The following is a 26,033-nucleotide window of genomic DNA, read 5'->3' on the forward strand; positions in this document are numbered from 1 at the left end:
ACCGACGCTAAGACCGGGGGCTGGGTGCGGCACGGTGTGGTCCCGGCCACTGAGACAACCGAATGACCTGAAGGTTTGAGTCCTGAACTATTCCGGTTAGGCATAGCGGCCGCACCGGCCCGGAACAGGGCCGCGAGGAGTACCCGAATGAAGTTCGCGATGATCTCCGAAGCACAGCTGACGGACCCCACCCCCGAGCACAAGGCGCAGGTGCCGCGCGACAGCGTCGAACAGGCCGTGCTCGCCGTTCGGGTCGAATTCGACACCGTCTGGGCCGTCGAGCATCACGGGCTCGAGTGGTACGCGCATATGAGCGCACCGGAGATCTTCCCGACCTGGGTGGCCGCGCGCACCGAGCGGATTCGTCTCGGGCACGTCGTGGTGTGCATGCCGATGGGCACCGTGCCGCAGGACGCCTGTATGGAGACCATCCGACAGTGGGGCGACAAGGTCATTCCCCACTTCCGCACCGAATAGCACCGAGAAGCACCGAGTAGATCGAGTAGAAGGAAACGAAATGGCTGATCTCACAGGCAAAGTCGCCCTGATCACCGGCGCGGCGCGCGGCCAGGGTGCGGCCGAGGCCCGGCTCTTCGTCGAGCGCGGCGCCAAGGTGCTCATCACCGACGTGCTCGAGACCGAGGGTAAGGAACTCGCCGAATCGCTCGGCGACGCAGCACGTTTCGTCAAGCATGACGTCTCGGATGCCGACAGCTGGGATGCCGCGGTGGCCGTGGCGGTCTCGACCTTCGGCAAGCTCGACGTGCTGGTCAACAATGCCGCGATCTACACCATGAAGCCGCTCATGGAGACCGAATCCGCTGAGCTGGAACGCATTCTGAAGGTGAACCTGATCGGCGCGTTCAACGGCATCAAGGCCGTGGTGCCCGCCATGCAGGCCGTCGGCGGCGGCTCCATCGTCAATATCTCCTCGCAGTCCGGACTCGAGGGGCTGATGAACCATGCCGCCTACGGCTCCTCCAAATGGGGTCTGCGCGGCTTGAGCAAGGTCGCCGCGCTGGAGCTGGGGCTGTCCCAGATCCGGGTCAACTCGGTGTATCCCGGCCCGATCGCCACCCCGATGGTGCCGTACCTGACCACCGGTCCGGGCAGCTTCCCGAACCTGCCGCTGGAGCGCAGCGGACTGCCCGAGGAGGTCGCCGAACTGGTCGCCTTCCTGGCCTCGGATGCGGCGGGATACATCACCGGCGCCGAGGTCTCCATCGACGGCGGTCTGGCCGCAGGCAAGTTCATTCCGCGCGGCATGTAGTTCCTCCGCGCGGAGCCGTCTTCGAACGCTTCGCGCGGTCGGTGCGCCGCCCGCACCTGCGAGGCGGGCGGCGCGCCATTCCACCCGACAATTGTTGCCCAGCGAAGGAGTCCACGATGCCACTCCCACCCGAATGGCAGGTCTTCGTCGACGCGGCCACCGCCGCCTTCCCCGAACTGGGCACCAAGGTGGTCGATGCCGCCGAGGCGCGCGCCTTCCTGGCCGCGCGCCCCGCACCGCCCGCCGCCGAACCCGTCCCCGTCGCGGCGGTGGAGGATTGGCTGGTGCCCGGCCCCGTCGACGCACCCGAGGTGCCGGTCCGGATCTACCGGCCGCTGGACGCCGAGCAGACGCCCGGGGTGGTGGTCTTCTACCACGGCGGCGGCTTCGTGCTCTGCAATCTCGACAGCCATGACAAATTCTGCCGCGTCATGGCGAATGCGGCCGGGGCGCTGGTGATTTCGGTGGACTACCGCCGCGCACCCGACGCCCGCTTCCCCGCCGCCACCGCGGACGCCTACGCCGTACTGCGCTGGGTCGCCGACAATGCCGAGGCCCTCGGCGGCGATCCCGCCCGCATCGCCGTCGCCGGTGACAGCGCGGGCGGCAATCTCGCCACCGTCGCCGCACTCCAAGCCCGCGACAACGGCGGACCGGATCTGGTCTTCCAACTACTCCTGTACCCGATGCTCAACCCGGCCTGCGATACCGTCTCCTACACCGAGAACGCCACCGGCTACTTCACCACCGCCCCCCAAATGCGTTGGTACTGGCAGCAATACCTGAACTCCCCCGCCGAAGCCGACGATCCCTACGTCAATCCCATGGTGGCCGACCTCACCGGCCTCCCACCCGCCCACCTCGCCACCGCCGAATTCGATCCGCTGCGCGACGAAGGCGAGATCTACGGCAAACTGCTCCGCGAAGCGGGCGTACCCACCGAGATCCAGCGCTGGGACGGCACCATCCACGGCTTCATGTCCATGGCCTGGCATCTCCCGGAAACCCAGCGCGCCAACGCAGCCGCCTTCGCGGCACTGCGCCGGGCGCTCGCCCGGACGACCTCCCACAGTCGCTGATTCGCTGGCGCGCCGCCGCGAGATGCGCGTCGACCATGGTGCGCACGAGCGTCTCCACGATCGCGAGGCCGCGGCCGATATCGCGCCGGAAACCGGTGCACGTACTGAATCCGGGCATTTCGCTCACGGGCTGAGAGGTCTTGGTTGCGGTGCGGTCAAGATCGGGCGGAAATGGCGGGGGCGGCGGACAATGGGGTACCGGGACCGCGCGGTGCGCCGGTGAGCAGGGAGAACGGTGATGCCGGAGAAGTTTCCGTCACCCGCGGGGTGGACTCCGCCGGGGGCGCAGTTTCGTAGCAGCGGAGGGTTTTCGCGCACCATCGCCGGTGCGCTCATCGGTCTCATTGTCACGCCGATCGGTATCGGCTTCGCGGCACGGGGGGCCGCCGGGACCCGGCAGTGGGTGATCCTCGGCGATCTCACCGACCGTCTGGGCGCGACCGTGCAAATTCTTGTGGCGGCGGTGCTGTTCCTGTTGGTGGCCGCGCTGGCCGCCTATTCCGCGGCGGGAACCATTGTGGCGGGGCTGGTTTGGGGCGTCCTGCCGGGAATCATCTATCTGATCTTCCCGGACGACACCTTCCGCCTGATCGGCGATCTCCCGGTCTCGGACGATATGCACATAGCGCTGTTCCAATGGCTGCAAACCGGATTCCCACTGATCGTGGGCATTCTGCTCATCGGCGCCGGAGGAGCCGCGACCCTCCGGCGCCGATAGCCGTCATCCCTTGACGCACAACACCTGTCGCAGCGTGTGCACCACATCCACCAGATTCCCCTGTGCCGCGATCACCTGATCGATGTCCTTGTACGCGGCCGGAATCTCATCGACAACCCCCGCGTCCTTACGGGATTCGACCCCTTCGGTCTGCTTGACGAGATCCGCGACGGTGAACTGCCGCTTGGCGGCATTACGGCTCATCCGGCGGCCCGCACCGTGCGACGCGGAGTAGAACGAGTCCGGATTTCCCTTCCCCCGAACCACATACGAGCGCGTACCCATGGAACCGGGAATCAATGCCAGATCACCCGTCCCTGCCCGCACCGCGCCCTTGCGGGTAACCAGCATCTTCATCCCGTCGATGACCTCCTCCGCCACATAATTGTGGTGGCAGGAAATCGGCTGATCGAAAGACACCTCCCGCTCGGAGAATTCATCCCGGACCGCCTTGCACACCAGCGCCAACATGACCGCACGATTGCGCGCCGCATACTCCTGCGCCCAGGTCAGATCCCGGCGATAAGCATCCATCTCCGGTGTTCCGGAAACGAATACGGCGAGATCTTTGTCCGGCAGATCCCGGTTATGCGGCAATGCCCGCGCAACCGCCATATGCCGCTCCGCCAATTCCTTACCGATATTCCGGCTTCCGGAATGCAGCAGAATCCACACCTGCCCATCCAAATCCAGACAAACCTCGCAGAAGTGATTGCCGCCTCCCAGCGTTCCCATCTGTTTGTGCGCCTTGGATTCCCGCGAATGAACAGCCGGATCCAACGCATCGAAGGACTTCCAGAACCGGTCCCATCCCGAACGCAGGGTACTGCTCGCGCGATGCCCGGAGACCTCGGCATTGAGCCGATTCACATTCACCGGATCCTGGTGTGCGGCAAAGCCGACCGGAACCGCGGCCTCGATGCGCGAGCGCAGGGCATGCAGGTTGTCGGGCAGATCCGAAGCCTTCAGCGAGGTCCGCACGGCCTCCATTCCGCACCCGATATCGACGCCGACCGCCGCGGGCGAAACCGCATCCTTCATGGCGATGACCGAGCCGACCGTGGCCCCCTTGCCGAGGTGTACATCCGGCATGACCCTTACCCCGTATACCCACTCCAGCGCGGCGATATTGCGCAGCTGTTGCAGGGCGGCGGGCTCGACCTCGTGCTCGTGGGCCCACATGAGGGTCTGCGCTCGAGTTCCGCGCAGCTCGACGGGAAACATTGGACTGTCCTTCCTTCGGATTGCTTCAAAGGTAGGGGCAACCCCGTCGAAGCGCACCGGATTATTTCGAGCGACAGCGCGCCTCAGCGAGTGCGCAGACCATCGAGGATTACGGCGAAAGTGCGCTCACGCCGCGCCGAATCCATGGTGTCCATATGCACGGCGATGAAGAATCCTTTGAGGATCGACATGAGATCGTCGAGCCCGATGTCCTGGCGCACCGCACCGGCCTGCTGTGCGCGGGAGAGTAATTCACCGATGGCGGCCTGCAATTCCCGGGTGGGCCCCTCGTACGCGTGCGCACCCTGCGGTCCGAGCGCATCGGCGAGATCGCGTTTGACCCCGCCGCCGGAATCCATCTGGCGCAGGAAGGCGAAGAAGGCCGGACCCGGATCCGCGGCGGCCAGTCCCTCGCGGGCCCGCCCGGTCATCCGGTCCACGCGATCCACGATCGCCGCCTCGAAAAGCGCTTCCTTGGTGGGGAAGTGGCGATACACGGTGCCCGCGCCGACCCCGGCGCGTCGCGCGATCTCATCCAGGGGTACCGAAATGCCTTCCGCCGCAAAGGCTTCCTGTGCGGCGGCCAGCACCCGTTCGCGATTGCGGCGGGCGTCGGCGCGGAGCGGGCGTTCGGTCATCCCCCGCAGCCTACCCATTGACAAGCGGGTCGAGCGCCCCGCATATTAACCGGGTCGTACGTTCCGTTTAATTCCGACACCGTGGAGACCCCATGTCCGCTAAGGCAGAAACCCCTCGTGAACTGGTAGAACGACTCTTCCGGCTATTGCCCGAACGCGATGCCGACGCCTTCGTCGCCCTCTTCGCCGCCGATGCCGTCTTCGAGATCCCCTTCGTCCTTCCCGGCTTCCCGAACCGCTTCGAGGGTCGCGAGGAGATCCGGGCACACCTGGAGCGCTGGTGGTCGCCGCAGCGCCTCTCCGGTGTGGTGATCCACGGTATCCACCCGACCATCTACGAGACCTCCGATCCCGAAACCCTGTGGGTGGAGAACGATGTCGACCTCACCCGGCCCGGTACGGAGCGCGCCCGGGTGCGCACCTCGGTCAATGTGGTCCGGGTGCGGGACGGACAGGTCACGCTCTTGCGCGACTACATGGATACGAACCGGATCGCGGCCATGGTCGACCGAATGAAGCGGGTGTGATCCGAACGACCCACTCGATCGCGTGCCAATAGTTAGTGCGTTAAGTATTATCGCCCTAACGGTATCGATCGAGGAGGGCTCGTGCGGGATATCGAGGATCCGCTGCGCTTGGACCGGCAGGTCTGCTTCGCGCTGGCGGTCGCCAATCGCGCGGTACTGGCCGTCTACCGGCCGCTCTTGGAACCGATGGGGCTCACGCATCCGCAGTATCTGGTCATGCTGGCACTGTGGGGTGAGGCCCCGATGTCGGTCAAGGATATCGGCGAGGCCATCCAACTCGATTCCCCGACGCTGTCGCCGCTGCTCAAGCGCCTCGAAGCCGCCGGACTCATCACCCGGCGGCGGGACAGCCACGATGAGCGCACTCTGATCGTCGACCTGACCGCGGCCGGGCGTGAATTGCGCAAGCAGGCGGAGAAGATTCCGCCCGCGGTGGTCGAACGGCTCGGCGTCAGCCTGGCCGATCTGGAGGATCTGCGCGCGGTGCTCACCCGCGTGAACGACGCCGCCCGGCGGTCGGTGCTGTCCGGTGCGGCGGAGACGGCGAAGGGAACCCGGAGATGAAGCACCCCAACCCGATTCAGTGGGTCGGCTATTCCTGCGGTATGCGGCTGCCGGATTCACTGGAGGAGTGGGTCCGCAATGATCTGACCGGGAAGTTCGCGGTGCCAAGGCATTTGGTGCGCGGATTGTTCCCGCTGCTGCCGATCTTCGCGGCGTTCCTGCTCTTCCCCGGCGAACTGTGGCTGCGCGGGGCGATGATTCTGCTGGCCGTGCTGCTCGCGGGTTTCTACGTCATCGCGTACATGCCGATGAACCGAGCGCATCGACTCCAAAAGCACGGCCTTCCAGCCGATCTGGAGAATCCCACCCGGGCCTCGCAACGCGCCGCCGAACGGGCGGCCTACGAGGCCCGCTACGGGCGATAGTCGCCGGGCCGCGCCTACTGAATGCCACCGGTGCAGGTCGAGGCCACGACCTTGGCGGCCTGCGGACTGGCACTGCCCAGGTCCGGGAAGGGCGGATTGCTCCGGCCGAGTCCGGCGACCGCGGCGGCCTCGGCCTCCTCGCGGGAACTCGCTGCGGCCCAACCGAAAATACCGTCCGCACCCTGGGCGAGCGCACCGCAACCATCGGTGAAGCGGAAGACGATATCGCAGTCGTAATTGGCGCAGTCGCGAATAGCGGCGGCGTCGGCGGTGACCTTGCTGTTGCCGACGGTGACAACACCGGCGTTCTTGAGCTTGGAGATCGCGATGGTGCCGTAGGACTGGGCGGCGGCCGCCGCGGTACCGGCGGCGCCCAGGGCGCAGGACATGGTCACGGCCGCGGTAATGGCGGTGATTCGAGCAACCGACAAGAGAATTCCTGACATTTCAGAAACTGGCGAACGAGGCCGATAGTAGACGATCGACCTTGCGCGCCAGGTCGGCTTGGGTGAAGGCGCTCAGTCGACTTCGGCCCGCGCGGGTATCAGCCCGAACGGGTCCGGATGGATGCGCCGGGCGAAGTCCATCACCTCGACCGCATGCGGGCGCAACCGCAACAGGATGAAATCGTCACCCTCGGGGCCATCCGGGAAGTAGGCGCGAAAACCCGCTATCCAGCGCTCTTTTCGCGTATCCGGGTCGTCGACCAGCTCCGCGGTCGCGTAGACGCAGACGTAGGCGGGCGTGGCCTGATCCTGTACCGCGTAGGCCACCCGCGGATGCCGCGCGATCTGAGCGACCTTGCGCGATTTCGGGCTGGTGCCTATCCAGAGGGTTCCGTCCGCGTCAATGCCCACGTGCTGCACGAGCCTGGCATGCGGGGAATCACCGCCGCTCGTGGTGAGGAAGCCGCGCGGATTCGCGCGCAATATCGCCGGCGCCGCCTCGAACAGTTCCTCGTTGTTCAGATCCTCGGACACTGTGGTCTCCCGCCGTTCTATATGAAGCATTTGCTCTATATAGAGCGAGCGTACTACTTTCCCGGGCGGCAGCATATTCGCGGCCCCGACCGGGGTGGATGGCATCGGCGATTCCGTCGGCACACCCGGAGCTCACGGCGCGCCGGGGTGCGAGGTTATGGTCGGGCTGGGTCGTGTCGGTGCGGTGAGGCACGATGGAGCGCGTGACCTCGACCGACGCGACCCGAACCGAAACCTCCAGCGACCTGCGAGCGGACGCCGAGCGGTTGTTGCGCGAACTCGCCGGACCGGGGGCGCGGTTGCGCGAGGATCAGTGGGTGGCCATCGAGGCCCTGGTGGTGCAGCGGCGGCGGGCCCTGGTGGTGCAGCGCACCGGCTGGGGTAAGTCGGCGGTGTACTTCATCTCCGCCAAACTGCTGCGGGCCGCGGGGCGCGGGCCGACGGTGATCGTGTCACCGCTGCTGGCGCTCATGCGCAATCAGGTTTCCTCCGCCGAACGCGCGGGAGTCGTTGCCGCGACCATCAATTCGGGCAATGTCACCGAGTGGGACGAAATCCACGCCCAGGTCGCGGCGGGCGAGGTGGATGTATTGCTGGTAAGCCCGGAGCGGCTGAACAACCCCGATTTCCGCGATGCGGTACTGCCCAAGCTGGCCGCCGATGCCGGACTCGTGGTGATCGACGAGGCGCACTGCGTCTCGGACTGGGGTCATGATTTCCGGCCCGACTACCGCCGAATCCGCACGCTCATAGCCGATCTCGGCTCCGATGTGCCGGTGCTGGCCACCACCGCCACAGCCAATGACCGCGTGGTCACCGATGTGGCGACGCAGATCGGCCACGACACCCTGGTGCTGCGCGGCGGCCTGGATCGCGAATCGCTGCACCTGTCCGTCGTGCGTATTCCCGACGCCGTGCAGCGCACCGCCTGGCTGAGCCGGAAATTGCACGAATTGCCCGGCAGCGGAATCGTTTACGCGCTCACCGTGGCGGCGGCGCACGATCTGGCCGATGTACTGAACTCACACGGGCATCACGTCGCGGCGTACACCGGCCAGACCGATCCCACCGAACGCGAGGCGCTGGAGGCCGCGCTGCTCGGCAATGAGGTCAAGGCGCTCATCGCCACCTCGGCCCTCGGAATGGGCTTCGACAAACCCGATCTCGGCTTCGTCGTCCATGTCGGCGCGCCCTCCTCCCCCATCTCGTACTACCAGCAGGTCGGCCGCGCGGGCCGCGGTACCGAACGCGCAGAAGTGGTGCTGCTACCCGGGCCGGAGGACCGCCAGATCTGGAGTTACTTCGCCTCGGTGGCCTTTCCGCGCGAACACATCGTCCGCTCGGTGCTGGCCGCGCTGAACCCCGATCGCGCGCTCTCCACCGCCGCCCTCGAACCCCTGGTGGAGTTGAACCGGTCCCGCCTGGAGATGGTGCTCAAGGTGCTCGATGTGGACGGCGCGGTACAGCGCGTGCGCGGCGGCTGGATCAATACCGGCCAACCGTGGGAGTACGACACCGAACGCTATGAACGCCTGAGCATTGCCCGAAATGCCGAGCAGCAGGCCATGATCGACTACCAGTCCACCGACGCCTGCCGAATGAACTTCCTGCGCGGACAACTCGACGATCCGGACCTGCGGCCCGACTCCCCCGGCTGCGGTCGCTGCGACAACTGCACCGGCACCCGCCAGGACACCGCGGTGGACGCCACCGATCTGGCCGCCATTCGCACCCGCCTCGATCGTCCCGGCATCGACCTGGCACCGCGCAAGCAGTGGCCCACCGGTATGGCCAAACTCGGAATCCCCCTGTCCGGCAAGATCACCCAGGGTGCGGAGACCGGCCGCGTACTCGGCCGCCTCAGCGATCTCGGCTGGGGTCAGCGGTTGCGCGCACTACTGGACGGCCCCGACGGCCCCATCCCCGAGGAGGTCTTCCGCGCCTGCACCACCGTGCTGCGCGAATGGGATTGGGCGGACCGCCCCACCGCGGTCCTCGCCCTGGAATCGCCGAACCGCCCGCTGTTGACCGCCTCGCTCGCGGCGCGCCTGGCCGAGGTCGGCCGCCTGCGCGACCTCGGCACCCTGTATCTGCGCCCGGATATGCCGCCGGTCTCCGCGGTCAACTCCGCGCACCGGGTCGCGGCACTGCACAATGCCTGGGAGACACCGGATCTCACCGATGTCGACGGTCCCATTCTGCTGGTCGACACCCTCACCGACACCGGCTGGACCTTCACCATGGCCGCGCGCACGCTGCGCGCCGCGGGTGCGGATGCGGTCCTACCGTTCGCCCTGGCCACGCCCTCGTAACCGCCGCCGGGACGCCGCGAAGTCGTATTCGACCGCGCCACAGCGACGGTCGCCGATACTAGGAGTCTTTGGCGAGCCCTCGATCCTTGAGGGCCTCGAGCGAATCCACGTACTTCAACATCAGCCGGGCGAAGTCCAGTCGCTCGGTTTCGGTCCAGTCGGCGGTGATGTAGTCGTAGGCATCGCGCTGATGCCTACGGAACCGCGTCATCAGCTCCCGGCCCTGCGGGCTCAACTCCAGCACCGTGCGGCGCCCGTCCTGCTGTGAGGCGGCGCGCACCAGGAATCCGGCCTTGATGTTGTCGCTGACCATACGGCTGGCCACCGAGGGATCGGTGCCGAGCAGTTCGGCGACCTTGCCGACCGTCACCTCCGCACCGGGTTCGCGACTGTGCTCCAGCACCAGATTGAGCACCAGGGTTCGGCTCAAATCCTTTGCCGAGATGGGGTTCTCGACCTCGAGCAGGGAGGTCCGGCGCAACTTGCCGAAGGCCGGTCCGACGGCATCGAGCAGCTCATCGGGGGTCCGGGGGTCCTGTGCACTCATATGCACATCGTATATCCATGCCCATTCGAAGACATGTGTTGACTTACAATTGTGTGCATGACAACATGCATATGTACACAACCACAGAACAACCACCCGATGGAGAACCTCATGACCACCCTCGTCACCGGCGCTCGCGGCAAGATCGGCCGGTCGCTCATCGCCCGGCTGCACGCCGCCGGTCTCCCCGTCCGCGCCGCCAGCGCCGACCCGGCCGCCCTCACGGTCCCCGCCGGCGTCCAGACCGCCGAACTCCGGCTCGACACCCCCGCGACCTTCGACGCCGCACTGACCGGCGTCACCCAGGTGCTGCTCTACGCCGAGCCCGCCGGCATCGACGCCTTCATCGCCTCCGCCCGCACCGCCGGGGTCGAGCACATCGTGCTCATCTCCTCCTCCTCGGTGCTCGGCCCGAACGCCGCCGACGACTCCCTCGGCGCGCACCACCTCGATGTCGAGAACGCGCTCGCCGCCTCCGGCATCCCCACCACCGTGCTGCGCCCCGACGCCTTCGCCAGCAATGCCCTCGGGTGGGCCCGGTTCATCGGCAACGGCATGCCCATCGAGCACGCCTACGCCGATGCCGAAACCGCCCCGATCCACACCGACGATATCGCCGATATCGCCTTCGCCGCCCTCACCGGGCACGAATTGCGCGGTGGCACATACCATTTGACCGGCGAAGAGGCGCTCACCTTCCGCGCCCAGCTCGCCGTGCTCGCCACCGTGCTCGACCGCGATATCCCGGTCGTCGATATCACCCCCGAGGCCGCGCGCGCTCAGCTCACCCAGCACATGCCGGTCGAAATGGCCGATTCGCTACTGGCCTTCTGGGACTCGGCCACCCGGCGCCCGGCCCCCATCGCCGATACCACCCGGTCCCTGCTCGGCACGCCCGCCCGCACCTTCGCGCAGTGGGCCCGTGAGCACGCGGCCGCGTTCTCCCGCAATTGATTCCGGTCTCGCCCCGGCGAGACCCCTCTCCCCCAAGGCAATCATGTCCACCCCACCGGCGGCCACGCCACGCACCGCCGACCCCCGCAAGACCATCCGCGCCCGCTGGGCCGTACTCGCCGTCATCCTCTTCGCCGAGATACTCGATCTGCTCGACTCCACGATCACCACCATCGCCGCCCCGACCATCGCCGCCGACCTCGGCGGCGGGGAATCGCTGGTCCAATGGCTCGGCGCGACCTACGCGCTCGCCATGGGCGTCCTGCTCGTGGTCGGCGGACGACTCGGTGACAAATTCGGCCGCCGCCGCCTGTTCCTGATCGGCATCGTCGGCTTCACCCTCGCCTCGGTCGCCTGCGGACTCGCCTTCGGTCCGGCCGCGATCATTGTCTTCCGCCTGCTCCAGGGCGCTTTCGGCGCACTGCTCATACCGCAGGGCTTCGGCATTCTCGGGGCCGTCTTCCCGCGCGACCAACTCGGCAGGGCGTTCGGCGTCTTCGCCCCGGCACTCGGACTCTCCGCCGTCTGCGGTCCCATCCTGGCCGGATTCCTCATCGACGCCGACCTTTTCGGACTCGGCTGGCGATCGATGTTCCTGATCAATATCGTGCTCGGCGGTCTCGCCACCGCGCTCGCCGTCAAACTGCTGCCCCGCGACGCCGGTGATCCTGCGGTCACCGTGGACGGACTCGGTTCCATCCTGCTCGCCGCCGCCATGCTCGGCGTGCTCTACGGACTCATCGACGGTCCGGCCAATGGCTGGGCCACCCGGCCGATCCTGGCGCTCGCCGCCGGATTCATCTTCTTCGCCGGATTCTGCCTGCGCCAGCGGCACGCCGCCGCACCGCTCATCGAACCCTCACTGCTGCGCAATCGCGGCTTCACCTCCGGGCTGCTGCTCGGCCTGATCTACTTCGCGGCCACCTCCGGACTGCTCTACGTGCTCTCGCTCTTCCTACAGAATGTGCTGGGCCGCACACCGACCCAGGCGGCGATCGCCCTCGCCCCACTCGCGGTCGGCATTATCGTGGCATCCATCGCCACCCATCAACTGCTCGAACGCCTGGGCCGCGGACTGGTTCTCATCGGCCTGCTGCTCACCCTGACCGGCAGTCTGATCCTCTACGCGCTCATCGACCACTACGGCGCCGACCTGTCCGGCCGGCTGCTCATCGCGCCCATCCTGCTCACCGGCCTGGGCCTCGGCGCGTGCTTCGGCACCATCTTCCGGGTCACCCTCGGCGATATCGATCCCGCCGAATCCGGCAGTGCCAGCGGCACCCTGTCCGCCGTCCAGCAGCTCGCCAACAGTATCGGCGCGGCCGCGGTCACCACCGTCTACTTCCACACCTCCGGCGGCGCGCCCACCAGCTTCCTGGTCATCGCCGGACTCACCCTCGCCTGCTGTCTCGTCCACCGGCTGCTGCCCGCACACGCCGCCGCCGAATCACACTGAAGGACAATGACTCTCATGAAGCCCATCGGCTACTGGCTCAATCGCACCGATCGCGCCATCACCACCTACATGAACAACACCCTCGCCGAATTCGGCATCACCCGGCTCGCCTGGCAGGTGCTCAATGTCGTGCGCGACGGCGAGCAGGTCACCGACGACGAGGTGCGCGCCCTCCTGGTCGCCAATGCCGATACCGCCGAACTCGACACCGCCCTCAGCCTGGTGCTCACCGGCGGCTGGGTCACCCGTCCCGCTCCCGAACAGCTCGCGCTCACCGATGCCGGCCGGGCGCGGCTGGTCGAGGTCGGCGCGCACATCAACACCTTCCGGGAGATCTCGCTCGCGGGGGTCACCGATGACGAATACCGCACCGCCGTCTCGGTTCTCGAACGCATGACCGAGAATCTCGAATCCCGCGCGTAGGCTCGAACCAACCCAGCATGAGCATTCCCCTGTCGAACCGGTTGGAGTTGATCATGGCGTCCGCAACAGTTCCGCCCCTGCCACTACTGCGCGCACTCGGCTGGTTCCGCGACGGACTCGCGGCACTGCACCGGCGACTCGTCCCCGGCCATGTGGCACTGCTCGAATTGAATATGACCGGATTCCTCACCCAGGCCATCAATGCCGCCGCCGAACTCGGGATCGCCGATGAACTCCGCGATGGCCCACGGCAACCCGCGGAGCTGGCCCGCGCCCTCGGCGTGAACGAGGACGGGCTGCGGCGGCTCATGCGACTGCTCATCAGCTTCGATATCTTCACCCAGCGCCGCAATGGGGCGTACGCACTCAATGGCATAGCGCAGGCGCTGCGCAGTGACGGCGATGTCACGCTGCGAGATGTGTTCCTGTTCTTCGGATCCGAATTCCATCGCGGACACTGGACGCACCTCGCCGATGCGGTGCGCACCGGACATTCGGTCGGCCCCGCATTGGACGGCATGCCGTTCTTCGAATACGCCGCCGCACACCGCGATATCGGGGATATGTTCGACCGGGCCATGACCAGTATCAGCACGCTGAGCACCGAACCTCAGCTCGCCGCATACGATTTCGGCCGCTTCGAGACGCTGGTCGATGTGGGCGGCGGGCACGGGAGTCTGCTCACCGAGATCCTCGACCGCACCGCCGCCGCGCGCGGCATCATCTTCGATCTGCCGGAAGTCGTCGCCGAATTGCCCGAACAGATAGCGAAACTCGGTTTGACGGAACGACTTTCGGTACAGGGCGGCTCATTCTTCGAATCGGTGCCCAAGGGCGGGGACGCCTACATTCTCAAACACATCATTCACGACTGGTCCGATGCGGAGGCCGAACGCATTCTGCGAACGGTCCGCACGGCCATGGAACCCGATGCCTGCGTCCTCATCATCGATATCGTGCTGCCCGGCCATCGACGCCCGCACGCCGGGAAGTTCATCGATCTGGAGATGCTGGTCAATGCCACCGGGCGCGAACGCAGCGCACAGGAGTTCCGGGACCTGTTGGCCCGCAGCGGATTCACCCTCACCCGCACCGTGCACACCGCCGCCCCCGACAGCATTCTGGAGGCCCGGCCGACCCGATGAATCCCCCGGGCGGTGATCGGCCCCCTTGCGCCGATCACCGCCGGCACGGGTGCGTGCCGCAACACCGGAATCCTCGGACAACCGCCGCACCAAAGGCTTCCAGCAGCGCTTCACCACCCAACCCGGCGCACCCATTTGCCACCGGGGTGCCTATACCCATCCTTCGCGACGACAGATTTCGTGAGGTCGGGGTAACTTCGGGGTATCCCCGAAACCGTTGCCGAACCCCATCGCACCACGCGAATGGGACTGTCCTCCTTCTCAGGCCGGGCGCTGAAGGCCCGGAGAGGCGGAGTGAGATCTTCGTTCCTGTGCGCCTAGAACATTCACTGCACGGTCGGTCCAACCCGCCGCCATCTCGGCGAGGTCGTACCAGGCCGCGTGCACCTGTTCATCGGAGACGCGATCCACCGTTCGCAGTAGATGTACCGCGTGCACGTGCGCGGCGGCCATGGAATCGATGAGAGAACCCAGGGATTCGGTGCGCGTTCCCCTCCGACGCGCCCGTCTGGCCACCCACTCGTCGATGAAAGTGACTGTCTGGGCGCGGCGCTCATCCACCACGCGGGTATCGGCCGCACCCGGATCGCCGCGTTCGACGCGGCGTTCCAAATGCAGTTCCGCGAGGCCACGGGCCCAGCGGGTGACCGGGTGATCGTCGGACTGGTCGCCTATATGACCGCAGAAGGCGGCCAGCAGTTCGTGCCAGTCGGGTAATAGGGGGCGGTGTACGAAGACATTGTCACGGCCACTCGCCCACGACAGCTGGGTGTCGTCCGGTTGCGGTATGTACATACCTACCTCCACGGCGGTGCGGGCGCACCCGGCGCCGCGGGCGGTCACCGGACCGCGAGCCCGGCGCGGCAAGGGCGGACCGCGCCGGATCCTGGCGACCGCTATCGGCGAAGGGCACATCTACGATGCGGCGCCGGGTGCAAGTTCCAGGATGCGCCGCATTCCCGTCCCGCCCACTGCCCTTTCCATGGCCTTCCGATGCCCCTTGCTCGCCGCGCCGTGCCGACACGCTCGAAAATGCGGTATATGCGACCAACCGGTCGGTGAATAACGCTCTCACCACTCGCGTTGTCGACCGGTTCGGATCTATGGCACAGTCGCTTTCGCACATGATCACCGGCAGGACCGGTGGGAGGGCGCGCGCTTTCCCACCGCACAGGGGGTAGTAGATGACGCGCGTGGTGGGAATCGATCTGGGGACCTCGAAGTCCGTCGTCTGCGTACTGGAGAACGGGCGACCCCGCATCCTGGCCAATGCCCAAGGCGCGCGGTACACGCCGTCGGTCGTCGGATTCAAGGACGACGGGTCGGTGATCGTCGGGCAGAAGGCCGCCGATCAGGCCGTCCGATACCCCGAGCGAACCGCCACCGCCGTACGCCGCCGCCTCGGCACCGACTGGTGCTTCACCGACCACGGAACCACCTACACCGCACCGCAAATCGCCGCCTGCGTCCTACGCAAACTCAAACGCGATGCCCAGGCCGCACTCGGCGCGGAGTTCACCGACGTGGTGCTGTCCGTACCCGCCCACTTCGGCGAGGCCGAACGCCGGGCCACCCTGGAAGCCGCGCAGCTCGCGGGGCTGCGAGTCCTGCGGCTGGTCGGCGAGACCAACCTGGCCGGATTCGCCTACGCCGTGCAGGCCCGTCCCGCCGAGGAGACCGTCCTCGTACTCGACCTCGGCGCAGGCACTTTCAGCGTTTCCCTGCTCGCGATCGGCGCGGGCGTCACCGAGGTGCGCGCGGTCGCGGGCGACAACACACTGGGCGGTGACAACTGGGACGAACGCCTCGCCGAGACCCTCGTGCAGCGGCTCCGCGCGAATGCCGGCATCGATATCAGCGGCGATTCGGCTGCGCTACAGCGTATTCGGGCCGCGGCCGAGCTGGCGAAGATCGAGCTGTCCGGTGCGGCGGCCACCTCGCTGAATCTGCCCTATAGCGCCACCGACAGCGGTGGCAACCCGCTGTTCCTCACCGAGAACATCACTCGCGCCGACTTCATCGCACGCACCGCCGACCTCCTCGACCGCTGCCGCACCCCGATCACCAAAGTCATTGCCGACGCCGGTATTTCGATGCGTGATATCGATCGTGCAGTCCTGATCGGCGGTGCCAGCCGCATGCCCGCCTTCGCGGCGCTGGTCTCCGAGATGACCGGCCGCGAACCATATCGCGGGGTACACCCGGAAGAGTCCGTCGCCCTCGGCGCGGCCGCGTTGACCGGGGTCTTGGACGGCTCCCTCAGCGACCAACTGCTCGTGGACGACGCGGTGGACAAGCGTCCCGGCCAGGACGCCGCAGCCCGTCGCGAGCAAGAGCACACCGCCGGCATCGCACAAACACCCCAAATGCCAGGCAGCACCCCACAATTCAGCGCACCGCAGGACAGAGTGCAATCGGCCACCTCACAATTCAGCGCGTCACAAGACACGGTGCGGTCGGCCTCATCGCAGGGCAGCCCGGCGCAGGGTGGTGCGCAGCACGCCTACGCCGCACAGTCGGGCGCGCCCGGATCCTCCGCACGCGGGGCGCGGGACGCGTCGGCACCGGATCAGCCTTCTCCGCTCATCACCGAAGCCGCCGCGAAATACCAACTCGGGCAGCATATTTCCACCCATCCACACCGATGGTACGGCGGTAAGGGGGCCTGGATCATCGGGATTCCGGTCGTACTGCTGGGCGGGCTGATCATCGCCGCCGGGATCACCGATGGCGTGTCGGGCGCGCTGGGCACGACGATATTCTTCGCCATCGTCGCGGTGCTGGTCTGGGTGCGCAAGGCGATCAGTTCACCGCGGCATACGCTCGCACGGGTGAACTACGCGGGCAGCCGCACCACCGGAACCCATTTCAGCGATGCGCAATTGAGCCTGTACGAACACGGCGCGGTGGTGCTCAGCGGCGGGCGGACCAGCGCCTTCCGCTGGCAGACGGTCTCGGTACTGCAGGACGTCACCCGGATCTCGCATCGAACGTACGGCACCGAGACCGGCGTCTCCATGACCTACCGCTACCAACTGACCGATCCGAGCGGCGACAGCTACCTGCTCACCCACAGTTTCAACGAGCCGCACCGGTGGGGACCCGCCATTCAGGACCGGGTCACCGCGGCACAACTCCCCGGCGCGATCGCCGCCGTCAATCGCGGTGAATCCCTCGAATTCGGTTCCCTCGCACTGAATTCGAACCAGGTCCTCGCGAATGGCCAAGCGGTCCCTTGGGCTCGGGTCGAGGAAATCCGGGTGAAGAAGGGATTCATCTCCATTCGCGTTGCCGGACAATGGCTTTCCCTCACCAAGGTCACCGTGAGCGCTATCCCGAACGTATTCGTCTTCCTGGAACTGGCCGAACGGCTGCGCACCGCCGCCGCCGGGACCTGAGCGTCAGAGCTTGACCAGGTCGTCGGCGTGGACGACGGGGCGCTGGGAGTTCTCCGGAAGGTCGCCGGTGGAGCGGCCTTTCATGGATTCGAGTTCCTCGCTGTCGTAAGCGGCGACGCCGCGCGCTACGACGGCCCCGTCCGGGGAGATCAGGTCGATCACGTCGCCGCCGTAGAAGCGGCCCGCGACCCGGGTGATACCGGCGGCCAGCAGGGACCGGCGGCGTTCGGCCACCGCGGCGACCGCGCCCGCGTCGATATGGACCGCGCCGCGGCTGTCGGCGGCATGGCGAACCCAGAACTTGCGGGCGGACAGGCGAACCGGGCGGGCGGCGAAGGCCGTACCCACGGTCGCACCGGCGAGCGCGGCGGCGGCATCGGAGGCCGCGGCCAGCAGCACCGGGACGCCCGCGTCGGCGGCCAGGCGGGCCGCGGAGAGTTTGGAGGCCATTCCGCCGGTGCCCAAAGCGCCTCCGCTACCGGCGATCACGCCGTCCAGGTCGGCGCTGCTGCGCACCTCGGGAATGAAAGTGGCGGCCCCCTTGCGAGGGTCGCCGTCGTAGAGACCGTCGACATCCGAGAGCAGGATCAGCGCGTCCGCGCCGACCAGGTGCGCCACCAGCGCGGCCAGCCGGTCGTTGTCACCGAAGCGGATCTCTTCCGTTGCGACGGTGTCGTTTTCGTTCACCACCGCGATCGCGTGCAGGGAGCGCAACCGGTCCAGGGTGCGCTGGGCATTGCGATGGTGTTCGCGGCGGCCGAAATCGCCCGCGCTGAGCAGGACCTGGCCGACCACGCGGTCATAACGGGCGAACGAGGTGCCCCAGGCGTGCGCGAGGGCCAGCTGGCCGACGCTGGCGGCAGCCTGTTTGGTAGCGAGATCCTTGGGGCGCCTGGACAATCCGAGCGGGGCGATACCCGCGCCGATGGCCCCGGAGGAGACCACCACCACATCGGATCCGGCGCGCATACGCGCCTCCACGGCATCGGCGAGGCGGTCCAGCCGCTCGGTCTCCAACCCGCCCTCGAGACTGGTCAGCGCCGAGGAACCGATCTTCACCACCACACTGCGCGCCGTCGCGATGGCCTGCCGCGCCGCGCTCAGCTCCGACTCCACCCGCGTGATACTCGAACTCACCTGCACCACACCTCAATTCGCCCGCGGTACGGTACCGCCGCTTCGAATCACTATCACCCGCACCGGTATTCGCGCGAATCCCGGTGCGGTCGTAACGCCTAGCCCTCGTCGTCGATCAGGCCGCGCCGCGCCCGCGAGGCGTGCTTGCGCTCGGCCGCGCCGATGCGCTCGGTCTGATCCAGTCGCGCGTCGACGCCACGACGGGTGAGCAGCGTCTCCACACCGGCGGAGATCTGCGGCTCCCAGTCGAAGCAGTAGTCGCCGATGGTCACCGAACAGCCGGGCTCCGCGCCCAGCTTGACCAGCGCGTCCTCCACGCCGAGCCGCGCCAGGCGGTCCGCGAGGAAGCCGACGGCCTCGTCATTGTCGAACTGGGTCTGCGCGACCCAGCGCTCCGGACGCTCACCGATGACGATGAAGCCGCCCTCGACCTCGCCATCCTTGATGATCTTGAAGCCGACCTCGCCCTTGGCGACCGGGCGAATGACCGCCCGCTTGGCCTCGGCCTTGGGATGCGCCTCGCGGTACTGCTGAATCATCTCCGCCAGCGCGAAGGTCAACGGCCGCAAGCCCTCCCGGCTCACCGCCGAGATGGTGAACACCGGCCAGCCGCGCTTCTTGAACTCGGGGGTGACCATCTCGGCCAACTCGGCCGCATCGGGCACATCTGCCTTGTTGAGAATGACCACGCGCGGTCGATCGGCCAGGTCGCCCAGTCCCTCATCACCCTTGAGCGCGGGCTGGTACGCGGCGAGCTCGGCCTCGAGCGCGTCCACATCGGAGATCGGATCCCGGCCCGGATCCATGGTGGCGCAGTCCACGACGTGCGCGAGCACGGCGCAGCGCTCCAGATGCCGCAGGAAATCCAGACCCAGGCCACGGCCCTCGCTCGCGCCCGGAATCAGACCGGGCACATCGGCCACGGTGAAAGTCGTCTCACCCGAGAGCACCACACCGAGATTCGGCACCAGCGTGGTGAACGGATAGTCGGCGATCTTCGGCTTGGCCGCCGACAACACCGACACCAGCGAGGACTTACCGGCCGACGGGAAACCCACCAGGCCCACATCCGCCACCGACTTGAGCTCGAGCACCAACTCGCGCTCCTGGCCGTCCTCACCGAGCAGTGCGAAACCGGGCGCCTTGCGCGCCTTGGACACGAGCGCGGCATTGCCGAGCCCGCCGCGACCGCCGAGCGCGGCGATGAACTGGGTGCCGACGCCGACCAGATCGGCCAGCACCTCACCGTCGGTGCTCATGACGACCGTGCCGTCCGGCACCTTCAGCAGCAGACCCTCGCCCTGCTTGCCATTGCGGTTGTTGCCCTCACCGGGCTTACCGTTGCCGCCCTTGGCATGCGGGTGGAAGTGGAAGTCCAGCAGGGTGTGCACATTGCCGTCGACCTCGAGGATCACATCCCCGCCGTTACCGCCATTGCCGCCATCGGGGCCGCCCAGGGGCATGAACTTCTCTCGGCGCACCGAGGAACATCCGTGCCCACCCTTGCCCGCACGCACGTGCAGCACGACACGGTCGATGAATTTGGACATATCGGTGATCATCCTCCTTCAGGACAGTCGGCTTGCTATCGCACGGCCACGGCGGGCGCGTGTTCGGATCAGTCTGTGAAAACAACGAAGCGGGCCAGGGCTATTTCAACCCTGACCCGCGTCGCGAAGTGCGTGTGGATTAGCTCCGTGACGGCGTCAGGCCGACACCGGCTCCGGAACCACGATGTTGACGGTCTTGCGACCACGCTTGGTGCCGAACTGCACCGCGCCCGCGGCCAGTGCGAACAGGGTGTCGTCGCCGCCACGGCCGACATTCACACCGGGGTGGAAGTGCGTGCCGCGCTGGCGAACCAGGATCTCACCGGACTTGACGACCTGGCCGCCGAAGCGCTTGACGCCGAGCCGCTGGGCATTCGAATCGCGACCATTGCGCGAGCTGGATGCACCCTTCTTATGTGCCATTTCAGAACTCCTCGTGCAGTGTTATTTGCGGCATGAGCGGGGCCCTACGTGGTTACGCAGGCTGCCGCCTTCGGGCCTGACCACTCATACCGGGGGTGACGAACCCCAAGTCGGATTACTTGATGCCGGTGACCTTCAGGACCGTCAGCTTCTGACGGTGGCCCTGACGCTTGTGGTAGCCGGTCTTGTTCTTGAACTTGTGGATACGGATCTTCGGGCCCTTGGTCTGCTCGACCACCTCGGCGGACACGGAAACCTTCGCCAGCTTGTCAGCATCGGTGGTCAGCTCGGCGCCATCAACCAGCAGCACCGGCGCCAGCGACACGGAAGTGCCCGGCAGACCCTCGATCTTCTCGACCTTCACCAGGTCACCAACCGCGACCTTGTACTGCTTTCCGCCGGTCTTGACGATTGCGTACGTTGCCATCGGTCGGCTGCCCTTCTTCCTGTAGTACTACACGGCTGATCCACCGGCATTGCACCGGGAACCGCCGAATGACTGGTCTGGTATTCACCGCCGCCTCGGGCCTGTGGTTCACATTTGAACCGGACCCTCGTTCTCACAGCGCATTTGCTGAAATCATGCTGCACAGCAGAGCGCTGTCGCCGGGGGCAGCGACTGTCCAAGAGTACAGGACTGGCCCGGGGCGTCCAAACCGGGGGTTCCGCATCCGTGAACGCCGAGGAAACCCGCCTGGCCTGGGGAACCTCACGAGAGCGGCCCCGCCGTGAAAACGGCGGGGCCACCTACTCGCTATCGAACTGAACGGTCAGTTCTCGCCCTCTGGAGCGCCCGCAGGGCGTCCGGCGGCACGACGGCGCGGACGAGCCCGCGGCGTCACCTCCGCGGGCGCCAGATCCGCCAGGGACAGACTCGGCGACTGCGGCTGATCCGCGCTGGAGAGCACGAAAACCGCGCCCTCACTGGCGGAGGCCGGAGCGGTGACCGCGCGGGCGACCCGGCGGCGGCCGGCCCGGCGGGCGGGCCGGGCGACCTGCTCGGTCACCACCGGTTCGGCAGCCTGCGCCCGCTCCACCACGACCGCGGCTTCGGCGGCGGCCGCGACGGCCTCCTCCTCGACCACGGCATCCGCCGCAGCGGCCTCGGCGACCGAGACCGATTCGCTTGTGTGCCTGCCGGTTCCATTGGTCGAGGCCTTCACCGGCTCCGACTTGGCGGCCTCGGCGACCGCCTCCGCACCGGCGACCGCGGCGTCGGCCAGGGCCTGCTGGGCGTAGGCGACCTCATCGGCCACCTCGCCATGCTCATCGGGATCGGCATCGTCGTGATGCAGATCATCGTCGTGATGCGCGGCCATGGCGAGCGCGACCGGATGCGCCCGCCGGGCGGCGGCCTGCTCCTTGGTCTCGACCTCGACCACCGGGGCGACCGGCTCGACGACGGCCGGAGCCGCCTCGGGCGCGGCGTTGCCGCGATCCTTGCGACGGCGGCGCGAACCCTCACGACGGCCCACGCCCTCCTCGGCCGGAGCCGATTCGACGGGGTAGTTGTGCACGATCAGACCGCGGCCGTGGCAGTGCTCACAGGTGCTCGAGAACGCCTCGACCAGACCGGTGCCCAACTTCTTACGGGTCATCTGGACCAGGCCCAGCGAGGTGACCTCGGAAACCTGATGGCGGGTGCGGTCGCGGCCCAGGGCCTCGGTCAGCCTGCGCAGCACCAGATCCCGATTGGATTCGAGCACCATATCGATGAAGTCGACGACGATCATGCCGCCGATATCGCGCAGTCGCATCTGGCGGACGATCTCCTCGGCCGCCTCCAGATTGTTCCGGGTGACGGTCTCCTCGAGGTTCGAGCCGCCCGCACCGGTGAACTTGCCGGTATTGACGTCGATGACCGTCATGGCCTCGGTGCGATCGATCACCAGGGTGCCGCCCGAGGGCAGCCACACCTTGCGGTCCAGCGCCTTGGCCAACTGCTCGTCGATGCGCAGGCTGCCGAACACGTCGACACCGTTGTTCTCGTACTTCTCCACGCGGACAAGCAGATCCGGGGCGACGGTGCGCACGTAGTTCTCCACCGTCGACCAGGCGCGCTCACCCTCGATGATCAACTTGGAGAAGTCCTCGTTGAACAGATCGCGAACCACCTTGACCAGCAGGTCGGGCTCTTCGTACAGGGTCTTGGGCGCATTGGAGCCGTTCTTGGACTGCTCCTCGATGGTGCGCCAGGTCTGCTGCAGCCGTTCGACATCGCGCGCCAGCTCGGGCTCGCTCACGCCCTCGGACGCGGTGCGAATGATGACGCCCGCGTCCTGCGGGACGATATCGCGCAGGATCTCCTTGAGCCGCTTGCGCTCGGTATCGGGCAGCTTGCGCGAGATACCGGTGGAGGTGCCACCCGGCACGTACACCAGAAAGCGACCGGCCAGGCTGATCTGCGTGGTCAGGCGGGCGCCCTTATGCCCCACCGGATCCTTGGAGACCTGCACCAGCACGGTGTCACCGGGCCGCAGCGCCTGCTCGATCTTGCGCTCCTTGCCGCCGAGTCCGGCGGCCTCCCAATTCACCTCGCCCGCGTACAGCACGCCATTGCGGCCGCGGCCGATATCGACGAAGGCGGCCTCCATGGACGGCAGCACATTCTGCACCTTGCCCAGGTAGACATTGCCCACCATGGACGCCGAACCGGTGCTGGTCACGAAATGCTCGACCAGCACGCCGTCCTCGAGCACCGCCACCTGCGTGGTGGAGGTCGGATGATCGGCGAAGTGCTTGTCCCGCACCACCATCACCCGGTCCACCGATTCGCGGCGGGCCAGGAATTCGGATTCGGTCAGGATGGGCGGGCGACGGCGACCGGCCTCGCGACCGTCCCGGCGACGCTGACGCTTGGCCTCGAGCCGAGTCGAACCGCTGATGCCCTGGACCTCGTCCGGATTGGACTCCTTGGCGGCGGCGCGACGCTTACTGCGCGGCTCACGCTCGTGCACGACGGTGTTCGGCGGATCGTCCTCCGCCACCTCGGGCTCGTTATCGGTGTCCTCTCCGCCCTTGCGGCGGCGGCGACGGCGACGGCGACGGCTGCTCGAACCCTCCGGCACGGCCGAATCATCGGCATCGTCCTCGGACTCCTCGGCTTCGGCCTCGGCATCGGCGCGCAGCTGATCCTCGATCTCGGGATCGATCTCGCCGTTCTCGTCATCGGGATGCTGTTCGCCGCGACCCCGGCCGCGCCCGCGACGTCCCCGGCGACGACGCCGCGAGGCACCGTCGCCGCGCTGCTCGCGGGAGTCGTCACCGTCCCAGTCCTGCTCGTCCTCGGAATCGTCGGCGGTCTCCTCGGCGGCCTTGGACTCGGCGGCCTTGGACTCGGCGGCCTTGGACTCGGCGGCCTTGGACTCGGCGGCCTTGGACTCGACGCGGACCTGCTCCTCGACCTTGGCCTTCTCCGCGCGCGGCTTATCCTCGCGGACCGGCTCCTCGCGCGGCTTCTCCTCGACCTTGGGCTTGCGCTCGGAGCGCAGCTTGCGGCGGGTCTCCTCGGCGGCGGCCACATCCGGGGACAGGAACAGCGGTGCGGCCACGGGCGCGGACGGCTGATAGAGCACCGGCTCCTCGACCGGGAGCTCCGGCTGCTGGAACGGGCTGGTGAAAAGTTTGGGTGCGCGTTTGCGCGCGGGGGCGGTGACCGCGGCCTCGGCGGCCTCGACCTCTTCCGCGGCCAGTTCGTCGGCGGCGAGTTCGTCTCCGGCGATGATGGCCTCATCGACGGTGGCCGGCTCGACCGATCGCGGTCCGAAGGCGTCTCGGACGGTCTCGGCGACCGTGCGGTCCAGGCTGGACTGCGGGCTGCGGGCCTGAGCGCCCATTTCGGTCAGGTGGGCCAGGATACGTTTGCTGGTGGTGCCCAGCAGCTTCGCCAGTGCGTGCACTCGGATCCGTTCCGGCAACTGTTCGGCGGCCGGGATAGTGTCCGCGGCCTCCCCGTCGGCGTTCACCTGTGTTGCTTCTTGCGGCTCTTTTTCGGCCACGAAATCTCCCTTGGACCCCCGGGCGCGTCCCTCCGAGGAGTGACGCGGCCGACGCGGGGGCACTGTCTTCGCCTCGCGCCCTCAGCGGGCGCGAGATCAATGGTCTGCGCGCCGCGTGCCCGTTATCACTTTGTTCTCGTCGTTCGGGCTAACTGGTCACGTGGCGCCTGGGTGGTTTGGCTCAACCCCACAGCACGAGCGTTCATCCAGCGTGCGAGCCGACAACCGAGTCTTTGAAGCCGTCGGCGGCAGCGATGATCGTCCGTCGTGCCGTGGTGTCAATCAGAAGTGGCACTCACCTGCCGCTTGTGACGGGCAGTGACCACTTCCGCTGCCAGTATCCCACATGACGCCGCTGCCCCCGCAGCGGCGCACGAGAGTCCCCGAGTTCGGGACTTGATCAGTGAGTGAATTCGGGGAACCAGAGGGAGATCTCGCGCTTGGCGGATTCCGGGGCATCGGAGCCGTGGACCAGGTTGAACTGGGTTTCCAGGGCGTAATCGCCGCGGATGCTGCCCGGGACAGCCTTCTCGACCGGATCGGTGCCGCCGGCGATCTGGCGGAAGGCGGCGATGGCGCGGGGGCCTTCGAGGACGGCCGCGACGACCGGGCCCGAGGTGATGAATTCGATCAGCGATCCGAAGAACGCCTTGTCCCGGTGCTCGGCGTAGTGCGCCACGGCGATCTCTTCGGAGACATTCACCTGCTTGAGCGCGGCGATCTCGAGACCCTTGCGCTCGATTCGGGTGATGATCTCCCCGATCAGGCCGCGGGCCACGCCGTCGGGCTTGATGAGTACCAACGTCTGCTCAGTCACGGGCGAAAGCGTAACCGGCTTTTACCAGGGAGAAAATTCACGCCCCCGCGACCCGGCGGTCGCGGAGGCGAGGTGAAGAGGGAGGGAAGGGGGTTTCAGGTGCCGGACATCCGCTGGCTGGGCAGCAGACCGGCCGCGATGCGCTTACGCACGTCGGCGCGCAGGAAGAGGATGAAGAGCCAGACGGCGGCGAAGACGACGCCGATCACCGCGATGGAGATGTGGATGAAACCGCCCGCGAGCAGGGCTGCTTGCAGAGTGAGGTTGAAGGGCATGGCCCAGAGCCGGCGCTGGAGGCCCGCGCCGAGGAACATGAGCACCGCGAGGCCGACCAGGTACAGGACGGACCACCACTTCAGGCCGCCGCCGACCGCGCCGACCACCGGTAGTGCGAGCAGCACGGTGATGGCCTCGAGGACGAGGGTGCCGGCCATGACCCCGCGGAAGCCCTTCCACGGGTCGGTGGCGGGTTCGGGCACTCCTGCGGGCGCCTCGTCACTCATGCTGT

At 67.3% G+C, this 26,033-nt stretch carries 26 protein-coding genes; 13 read left to right on the forward strand and 13 right to left on the reverse strand.

Going from position 1 to position 26,033, the window contains the following annotated elements; genetic code table 11:
* Window positions 1-147 precede the first annotated feature (147 nt).
* The 4 genes from NA10_RS17210 to NA10_RS17225 all read left to right on the forward strand — a co-directional run bounded on the left by NA10_RS17210 (window position 148) and on the right by NA10_RS17225 (window position 3,067).
* Window positions 148-477: an LLM class flavin-dependent oxidoreductase gene (locus tag NA10_RS17210; protein WP_067568863.1), complete on the forward strand. Its 330-nt coding sequence runs from the start codon at window positions 148-150 to the stop codon at window positions 475-477.
* Window positions 478-517: 40 nt separating this feature from the next.
* Window positions 518-1,270: a glucose 1-dehydrogenase gene (locus NA10_RS17215; protein WP_067568864.1), complete on the forward strand. Its 753-nt coding sequence runs from the start codon at window positions 518-520 to the stop codon at window positions 1,268-1,270.
* A gap of 116 nt (window positions 1,271-1,386) precedes the next feature.
* Window positions 1,387-2,349, forward strand: a complete 963-nt coding sequence (lipP1, locus tag NA10_RS17220; RefSeq protein WP_067568865.1) for a LipP1 family hormone-sensitive lipase — start codon at window positions 1,387-1,389, stop codon at window positions 2,347-2,349.
* Window positions 2,350-2,587: 238 nt separating this feature from the next.
* Entirely contained in the window at window positions 2,588-3,067 is a 480-nt protein-coding gene (locus tag NA10_RS17225) for a hypothetical protein (RefSeq protein ID WP_067568866.1), read from the forward strand.
* Window positions 3,068-3,070: 3 nt separating this feature from the next.
* Here the strand turns inward: NA10_RS17225 and NA10_RS17230 are convergent, their stop codons facing one another.
* A complete protein-coding gene (locus tag NA10_RS17230) occupies window positions 3,071-4,291 on the reverse strand; it encodes an RtcB family protein (RefSeq protein WP_067568867.1) in 1,221 nt (406 codons plus the stop codon).
* 83 nt (window positions 4,292-4,374) lie between these two features.
* Window positions 4,375-4,929: a TetR/AcrR family transcriptional regulator gene (locus NA10_RS17235; RefSeq protein WP_067568868.1), complete on the reverse strand. Its 555-nt coding sequence runs from the start codon at window positions 4,927-4,929 to the stop codon at window positions 4,375-4,377.
* 92 nt (window positions 4,930-5,021) lie between these two features.
* On the opposite strand from NA10_RS17235, the gene NA10_RS17240 reads away from it, so the two are divergent.
* The 3 genes from NA10_RS17240 to NA10_RS17250 all read left to right on the forward strand — a co-directional run bounded on the left by NA10_RS17240 (window position 5,022) and on the right by NA10_RS17250 (window position 6,385).
* Entirely contained in the window at window positions 5,022-5,456 is a 435-nt protein-coding gene (locus NA10_RS17240) for a nuclear transport factor 2 family protein (RefSeq protein WP_067568869.1), read from the forward strand.
* Between the two features lie 81 nt (window positions 5,457-5,537).
* On the forward strand, window positions 5,538-6,020 hold the full coding sequence (locus NA10_RS17245; RefSeq protein WP_157556583.1) for a MarR family winged helix-turn-helix transcriptional regulator: 483 nt from the start codon (window positions 5,538-5,540) through the stop codon (window positions 6,018-6,020).
* Window positions 6,017-6,385, forward strand: a complete 369-nt coding sequence (locus NA10_RS17250; protein WP_067568871.1) for a DUF5313 family protein — start codon at window positions 6,017-6,019, stop codon at window positions 6,383-6,385. Before NA10_RS17245 ends, NA10_RS17250 begins: the two co-directional genes overlap by 4 nt.
* A gap of 14 nt (window positions 6,386-6,399) precedes the next feature.
* Here the strand turns inward: NA10_RS17250 and NA10_RS17255 are convergent, their stop codons facing one another.
* Together NA10_RS17255 and NA10_RS17260 are read right to left on the reverse strand one after the other, a co-directional pair.
* Window positions 6,400-6,816: a DUF4189 domain-containing protein gene (locus tag NA10_RS17255; RefSeq protein WP_245677533.1), complete on the reverse strand. Its 417-nt coding sequence runs from the start codon at window positions 6,814-6,816 to the stop codon at window positions 6,400-6,402.
* An 87-nt stretch (window positions 6,817-6,903) separates the two neighbouring features.
* Window positions 6,904-7,365 (reverse strand): pyridoxamine 5'-phosphate oxidase family protein, encoded by a 462-nt coding sequence (locus tag NA10_RS17260; RefSeq protein ID WP_218021538.1) that lies wholly within the window; start codon window positions 7,363-7,365, stop codon window positions 6,904-6,906.
* A 194-nt stretch (window positions 7,366-7,559) separates the two neighbouring features.
* Here NA10_RS17260 and NA10_RS17265 point away from each other — a divergent pair, with 194 nt between their 5' ends.
* Complete coding sequence (locus NA10_RS17265; protein WP_067568874.1) at window positions 7,560-9,677, forward strand: RecQ family ATP-dependent DNA helicase; 2,118 nt, start codon at window positions 7,560-7,562, stop codon at window positions 9,675-9,677.
* Between the two features lie 58 nt (window positions 9,678-9,735).
* Here NA10_RS17265 and NA10_RS17270 read toward each other — a convergent pair whose 3' ends face one another.
* Complete coding sequence (locus NA10_RS17270; protein ID WP_067568875.1) at window positions 9,736-10,224, reverse strand: MarR family winged helix-turn-helix transcriptional regulator; 489 nt, start codon at window positions 10,222-10,224, stop codon at window positions 9,736-9,738.
* A 111-nt stretch (window positions 10,225-10,335) separates the two neighbouring features.
* Here NA10_RS17270 and NA10_RS17275 point away from each other — a divergent pair, with 111 nt between their 5' ends.
* Genes NA10_RS17275 through NA10_RS17290 form a run of 4 tightly spaced genes read left to right on the forward strand, consistent with a single transcriptional unit; the run spans window position 10,336 to window position 14,202 of the window.
* A complete protein-coding gene (locus tag NA10_RS17275; RefSeq protein WP_067568876.1) occupies window positions 10,336-11,178 on the forward strand; it encodes an NAD(P)H-binding protein in 843 nt (280 codons plus the stop codon).
* Window positions 11,179-11,221: 43 nt separating this feature from the next.
* Window positions 11,222-12,634 carry an MFS transporter gene (locus tag NA10_RS17280; protein WP_067568877.1) on the forward strand — a complete coding sequence of 471 codons (1,413 nt, stop codon included), beginning with the start codon at window positions 11,222-11,224 and terminating at the stop codon, window positions 12,632-12,634.
* A 6-nt stretch (window positions 12,635-12,640) separates the two neighbouring features.
* Complete coding sequence (locus tag NA10_RS17285; protein WP_218021539.1) at window positions 12,641-13,057, forward strand: MarR family winged helix-turn-helix transcriptional regulator; 417 nt, start codon at window positions 12,641-12,643, stop codon at window positions 13,055-13,057.
* Window positions 13,058-13,074: 17 nt separating this feature from the next.
* Complete coding sequence (locus tag NA10_RS17290; protein ID WP_245677536.1) at window positions 13,075-14,202, forward strand: methyltransferase; 1,128 nt, start codon at window positions 13,075-13,077, stop codon at window positions 14,200-14,202.
* A 261-nt stretch (window positions 14,203-14,463) separates the two neighbouring features.
* Here the strand turns inward: NA10_RS17290 and NA10_RS17295 are convergent, their stop codons facing one another.
* Entirely contained in the window at window positions 14,464-14,997 is a 534-nt protein-coding gene (locus NA10_RS17295) for a DUF4254 domain-containing protein (RefSeq protein ID WP_245677539.1), read from the reverse strand.
* Window positions 14,998-15,386: 389 nt separating this feature from the next.
* Between NA10_RS17295 and NA10_RS17300 the strand changes: the two genes are divergently transcribed.
* Window positions 15,387-17,600: a DUF6585 family protein gene (locus NA10_RS17300; protein WP_067568879.1), complete on the forward strand. Its 2,214-nt coding sequence runs from the start codon at window positions 15,387-15,389 to the stop codon at window positions 17,598-17,600.
* Between the two features lie 3 nt (window positions 17,601-17,603).
* On the opposite strand, the gene proB is transcribed toward NA10_RS17300, so the two are convergent.
* From proB to NA10_RS17335, 7 genes are all read right to left on the reverse strand, one after another.
* Complete coding sequence (proB, locus tag NA10_RS17305; protein WP_067568922.1) at window positions 17,604-18,704, reverse strand: glutamate 5-kinase; 1,101 nt, start codon at window positions 18,702-18,704, stop codon at window positions 17,604-17,606.
* Window positions 18,705-18,835: 131 nt separating this feature from the next.
* Window positions 18,836-20,287: a GTPase ObgE gene (gene obgE / locus NA10_RS17310; protein ID WP_067568926.1), complete on the reverse strand. Its 1,452-nt coding sequence runs from the start codon at window positions 20,285-20,287 to the stop codon at window positions 18,836-18,838.
* Between the two features lie 156 nt (window positions 20,288-20,443).
* Complete coding sequence (gene rpmA, locus NA10_RS17315; RefSeq protein ID WP_067568880.1) at window positions 20,444-20,710, reverse strand: 50S ribosomal protein L27; 267 nt, start codon at window positions 20,708-20,710, stop codon at window positions 20,444-20,446.
* Between the two features lie 115 nt (window positions 20,711-20,825).
* Window positions 20,826-21,137: a 50S ribosomal protein L21 gene (gene rplU / locus NA10_RS17320; protein ID WP_067568881.1), complete on the reverse strand. Its 312-nt coding sequence runs from the start codon at window positions 21,135-21,137 to the stop codon at window positions 20,826-20,828.
* Window positions 21,138-21,480: 343 nt separating this feature from the next.
* A complete protein-coding gene (locus NA10_RS17325) occupies window positions 21,481-24,708 on the reverse strand; it encodes a translation initiation factor IF-2 N-terminal domain-containing protein (RefSeq protein ID WP_067568882.1) in 3,228 nt (1,075 codons plus the stop codon).
* A gap of 400 nt (window positions 24,709-25,108) precedes the next feature.
* Entirely contained in the window at window positions 25,109-25,525 is a 417-nt protein-coding gene (gene ndk, locus NA10_RS17330) for a nucleoside-diphosphate kinase (RefSeq protein WP_067568883.1), read from the reverse strand.
* A gap of 95 nt (window positions 25,526-25,620) precedes the next feature.
* A complete protein-coding gene (locus NA10_RS17335) occupies window positions 25,621-26,028 on the reverse strand; it encodes a DUF4233 domain-containing protein (RefSeq protein WP_067568886.1) in 408 nt (135 codons plus the stop codon).
* Window positions 26,029-26,033: the final 5 nt, after the last annotated feature.

It is taken from the genome of Nocardia acidivorans NBRC 108247 (assembly GCF_001625085.1).
GTDB lineage: Bacteria > Actinomycetota > Actinomycetes > Mycobacteriales > Mycobacteriaceae > Nocardia > Nocardia acidivorans.

Bases quoted from the DNA above. Each gene is read 5' to 3' on its own strand.
- NA10_RS17210 (WP_067568863.1), top strand. From the start codon at position 148: ATGAAGTTCGCGATGATCTCCGAAGCACAGCTGACGGACCCCACCCCC.
- NA10_RS17215 (WP_067568864.1), top strand. From the start codon at position 518: ATGGCTGATCTCACAGGCAAAGTCGCCCTGATCACCGGCGCGGCGCGC.
- lipP1 (WP_067568865.1), top strand. From the start codon at position 1,387: ATGCCACTCCCACCCGAATGGCAGGTCTTCGTCGACGCGGCCACCGCC.
- NA10_RS17225 (WP_067568866.1), top strand. From the start codon at position 2,588: ATGCCGGAGAAGTTTCCGTCACCCGCGGGGTGGACTCCGCCGGGGGCG.
- NA10_RS17230 (WP_067568867.1), bottom strand. From the start codon at position 4,291: ATGTTTCCCGTCGAGCTGCGCGGAACTCGAGCGCAGACCCTCATGTGG.
- NA10_RS17235 (WP_067568868.1), bottom strand. From the start codon at position 4,929: ATGACCGAACGCCCGCTCCGCGCCGACGCCCGCCGCAATCGCGAACGG.
- NA10_RS17240 (WP_067568869.1), top strand. From the start codon at position 5,022: ATGTCCGCTAAGGCAGAAACCCCTCGTGAACTGGTAGAACGACTCTTC.
- NA10_RS17250 (WP_067568871.1), top strand. From the start codon at position 6,017: ATGAAGCACCCCAACCCGATTCAGTGGGTCGGCTATTCCTGCGGTATG.
- NA10_RS17265 (WP_067568874.1), top strand. From the start codon at position 7,560: ATGGAGCGCGTGACCTCGACCGACGCGACCCGAACCGAAACCTCCAGC.
- NA10_RS17270 (WP_067568875.1), bottom strand. From the start codon at position 10,224: ATGAGTGCACAGGACCCCCGGACCCCCGATGAGCTGCTCGATGCCGTC.
- NA10_RS17275 (WP_067568876.1), top strand. From the start codon at position 10,336: ATGACCACCCTCGTCACCGGCGCTCGCGGCAAGATCGGCCGGTCGCTC.
- NA10_RS17280 (WP_067568877.1), top strand. From the start codon at position 11,222: ATGTCCACCCCACCGGCGGCCACGCCACGCACCGCCGACCCCCGCAAG.
- NA10_RS17285 (WP_218021539.1), top strand. From the start codon at position 12,641: ATGACTCTCATGAAGCCCATCGGCTACTGGCTCAATCGCACCGATCGC.
- NA10_RS17290 (WP_245677536.1), top strand. From the start codon at position 13,075: ATGAGCATTCCCCTGTCGAACCGGTTGGAGTTGATCATGGCGTCCGCA.
- NA10_RS17295 (WP_245677539.1), bottom strand. From the start codon at position 14,997: ATGTACATACCGCAACCGGACGACACCCAGCTGTCGTGGGCGAGTGGC.
- NA10_RS17300 (WP_067568879.1), top strand. From the start codon at position 15,387: ATGACGCGCGTGGTGGGAATCGATCTGGGGACCTCGAAGTCCGTCGTC.
- obgE (WP_067568926.1), bottom strand. From the start codon at position 20,287: ATGTCCAAATTCATCGACCGTGTCGTGCTGCACGTGCGTGCGGGCAAG.
- rpmA (WP_067568880.1), bottom strand. From the start codon at position 20,710: ATGGCACATAAGAAGGGTGCATCCAGCTCGCGCAATGGTCGCGATTCG.
- rplU (WP_067568881.1), bottom strand. From the start codon at position 21,137: ATGGCAACGTACGCAATCGTCAAGACCGGCGGAAAGCAGTACAAGGTC.
- NA10_RS17335 (WP_067568886.1), bottom strand. From the start codon at position 26,028: ATGAGTGACGAGGCGCCCGCAGGAGTGCCCGAACCCGCCACCGACCCG.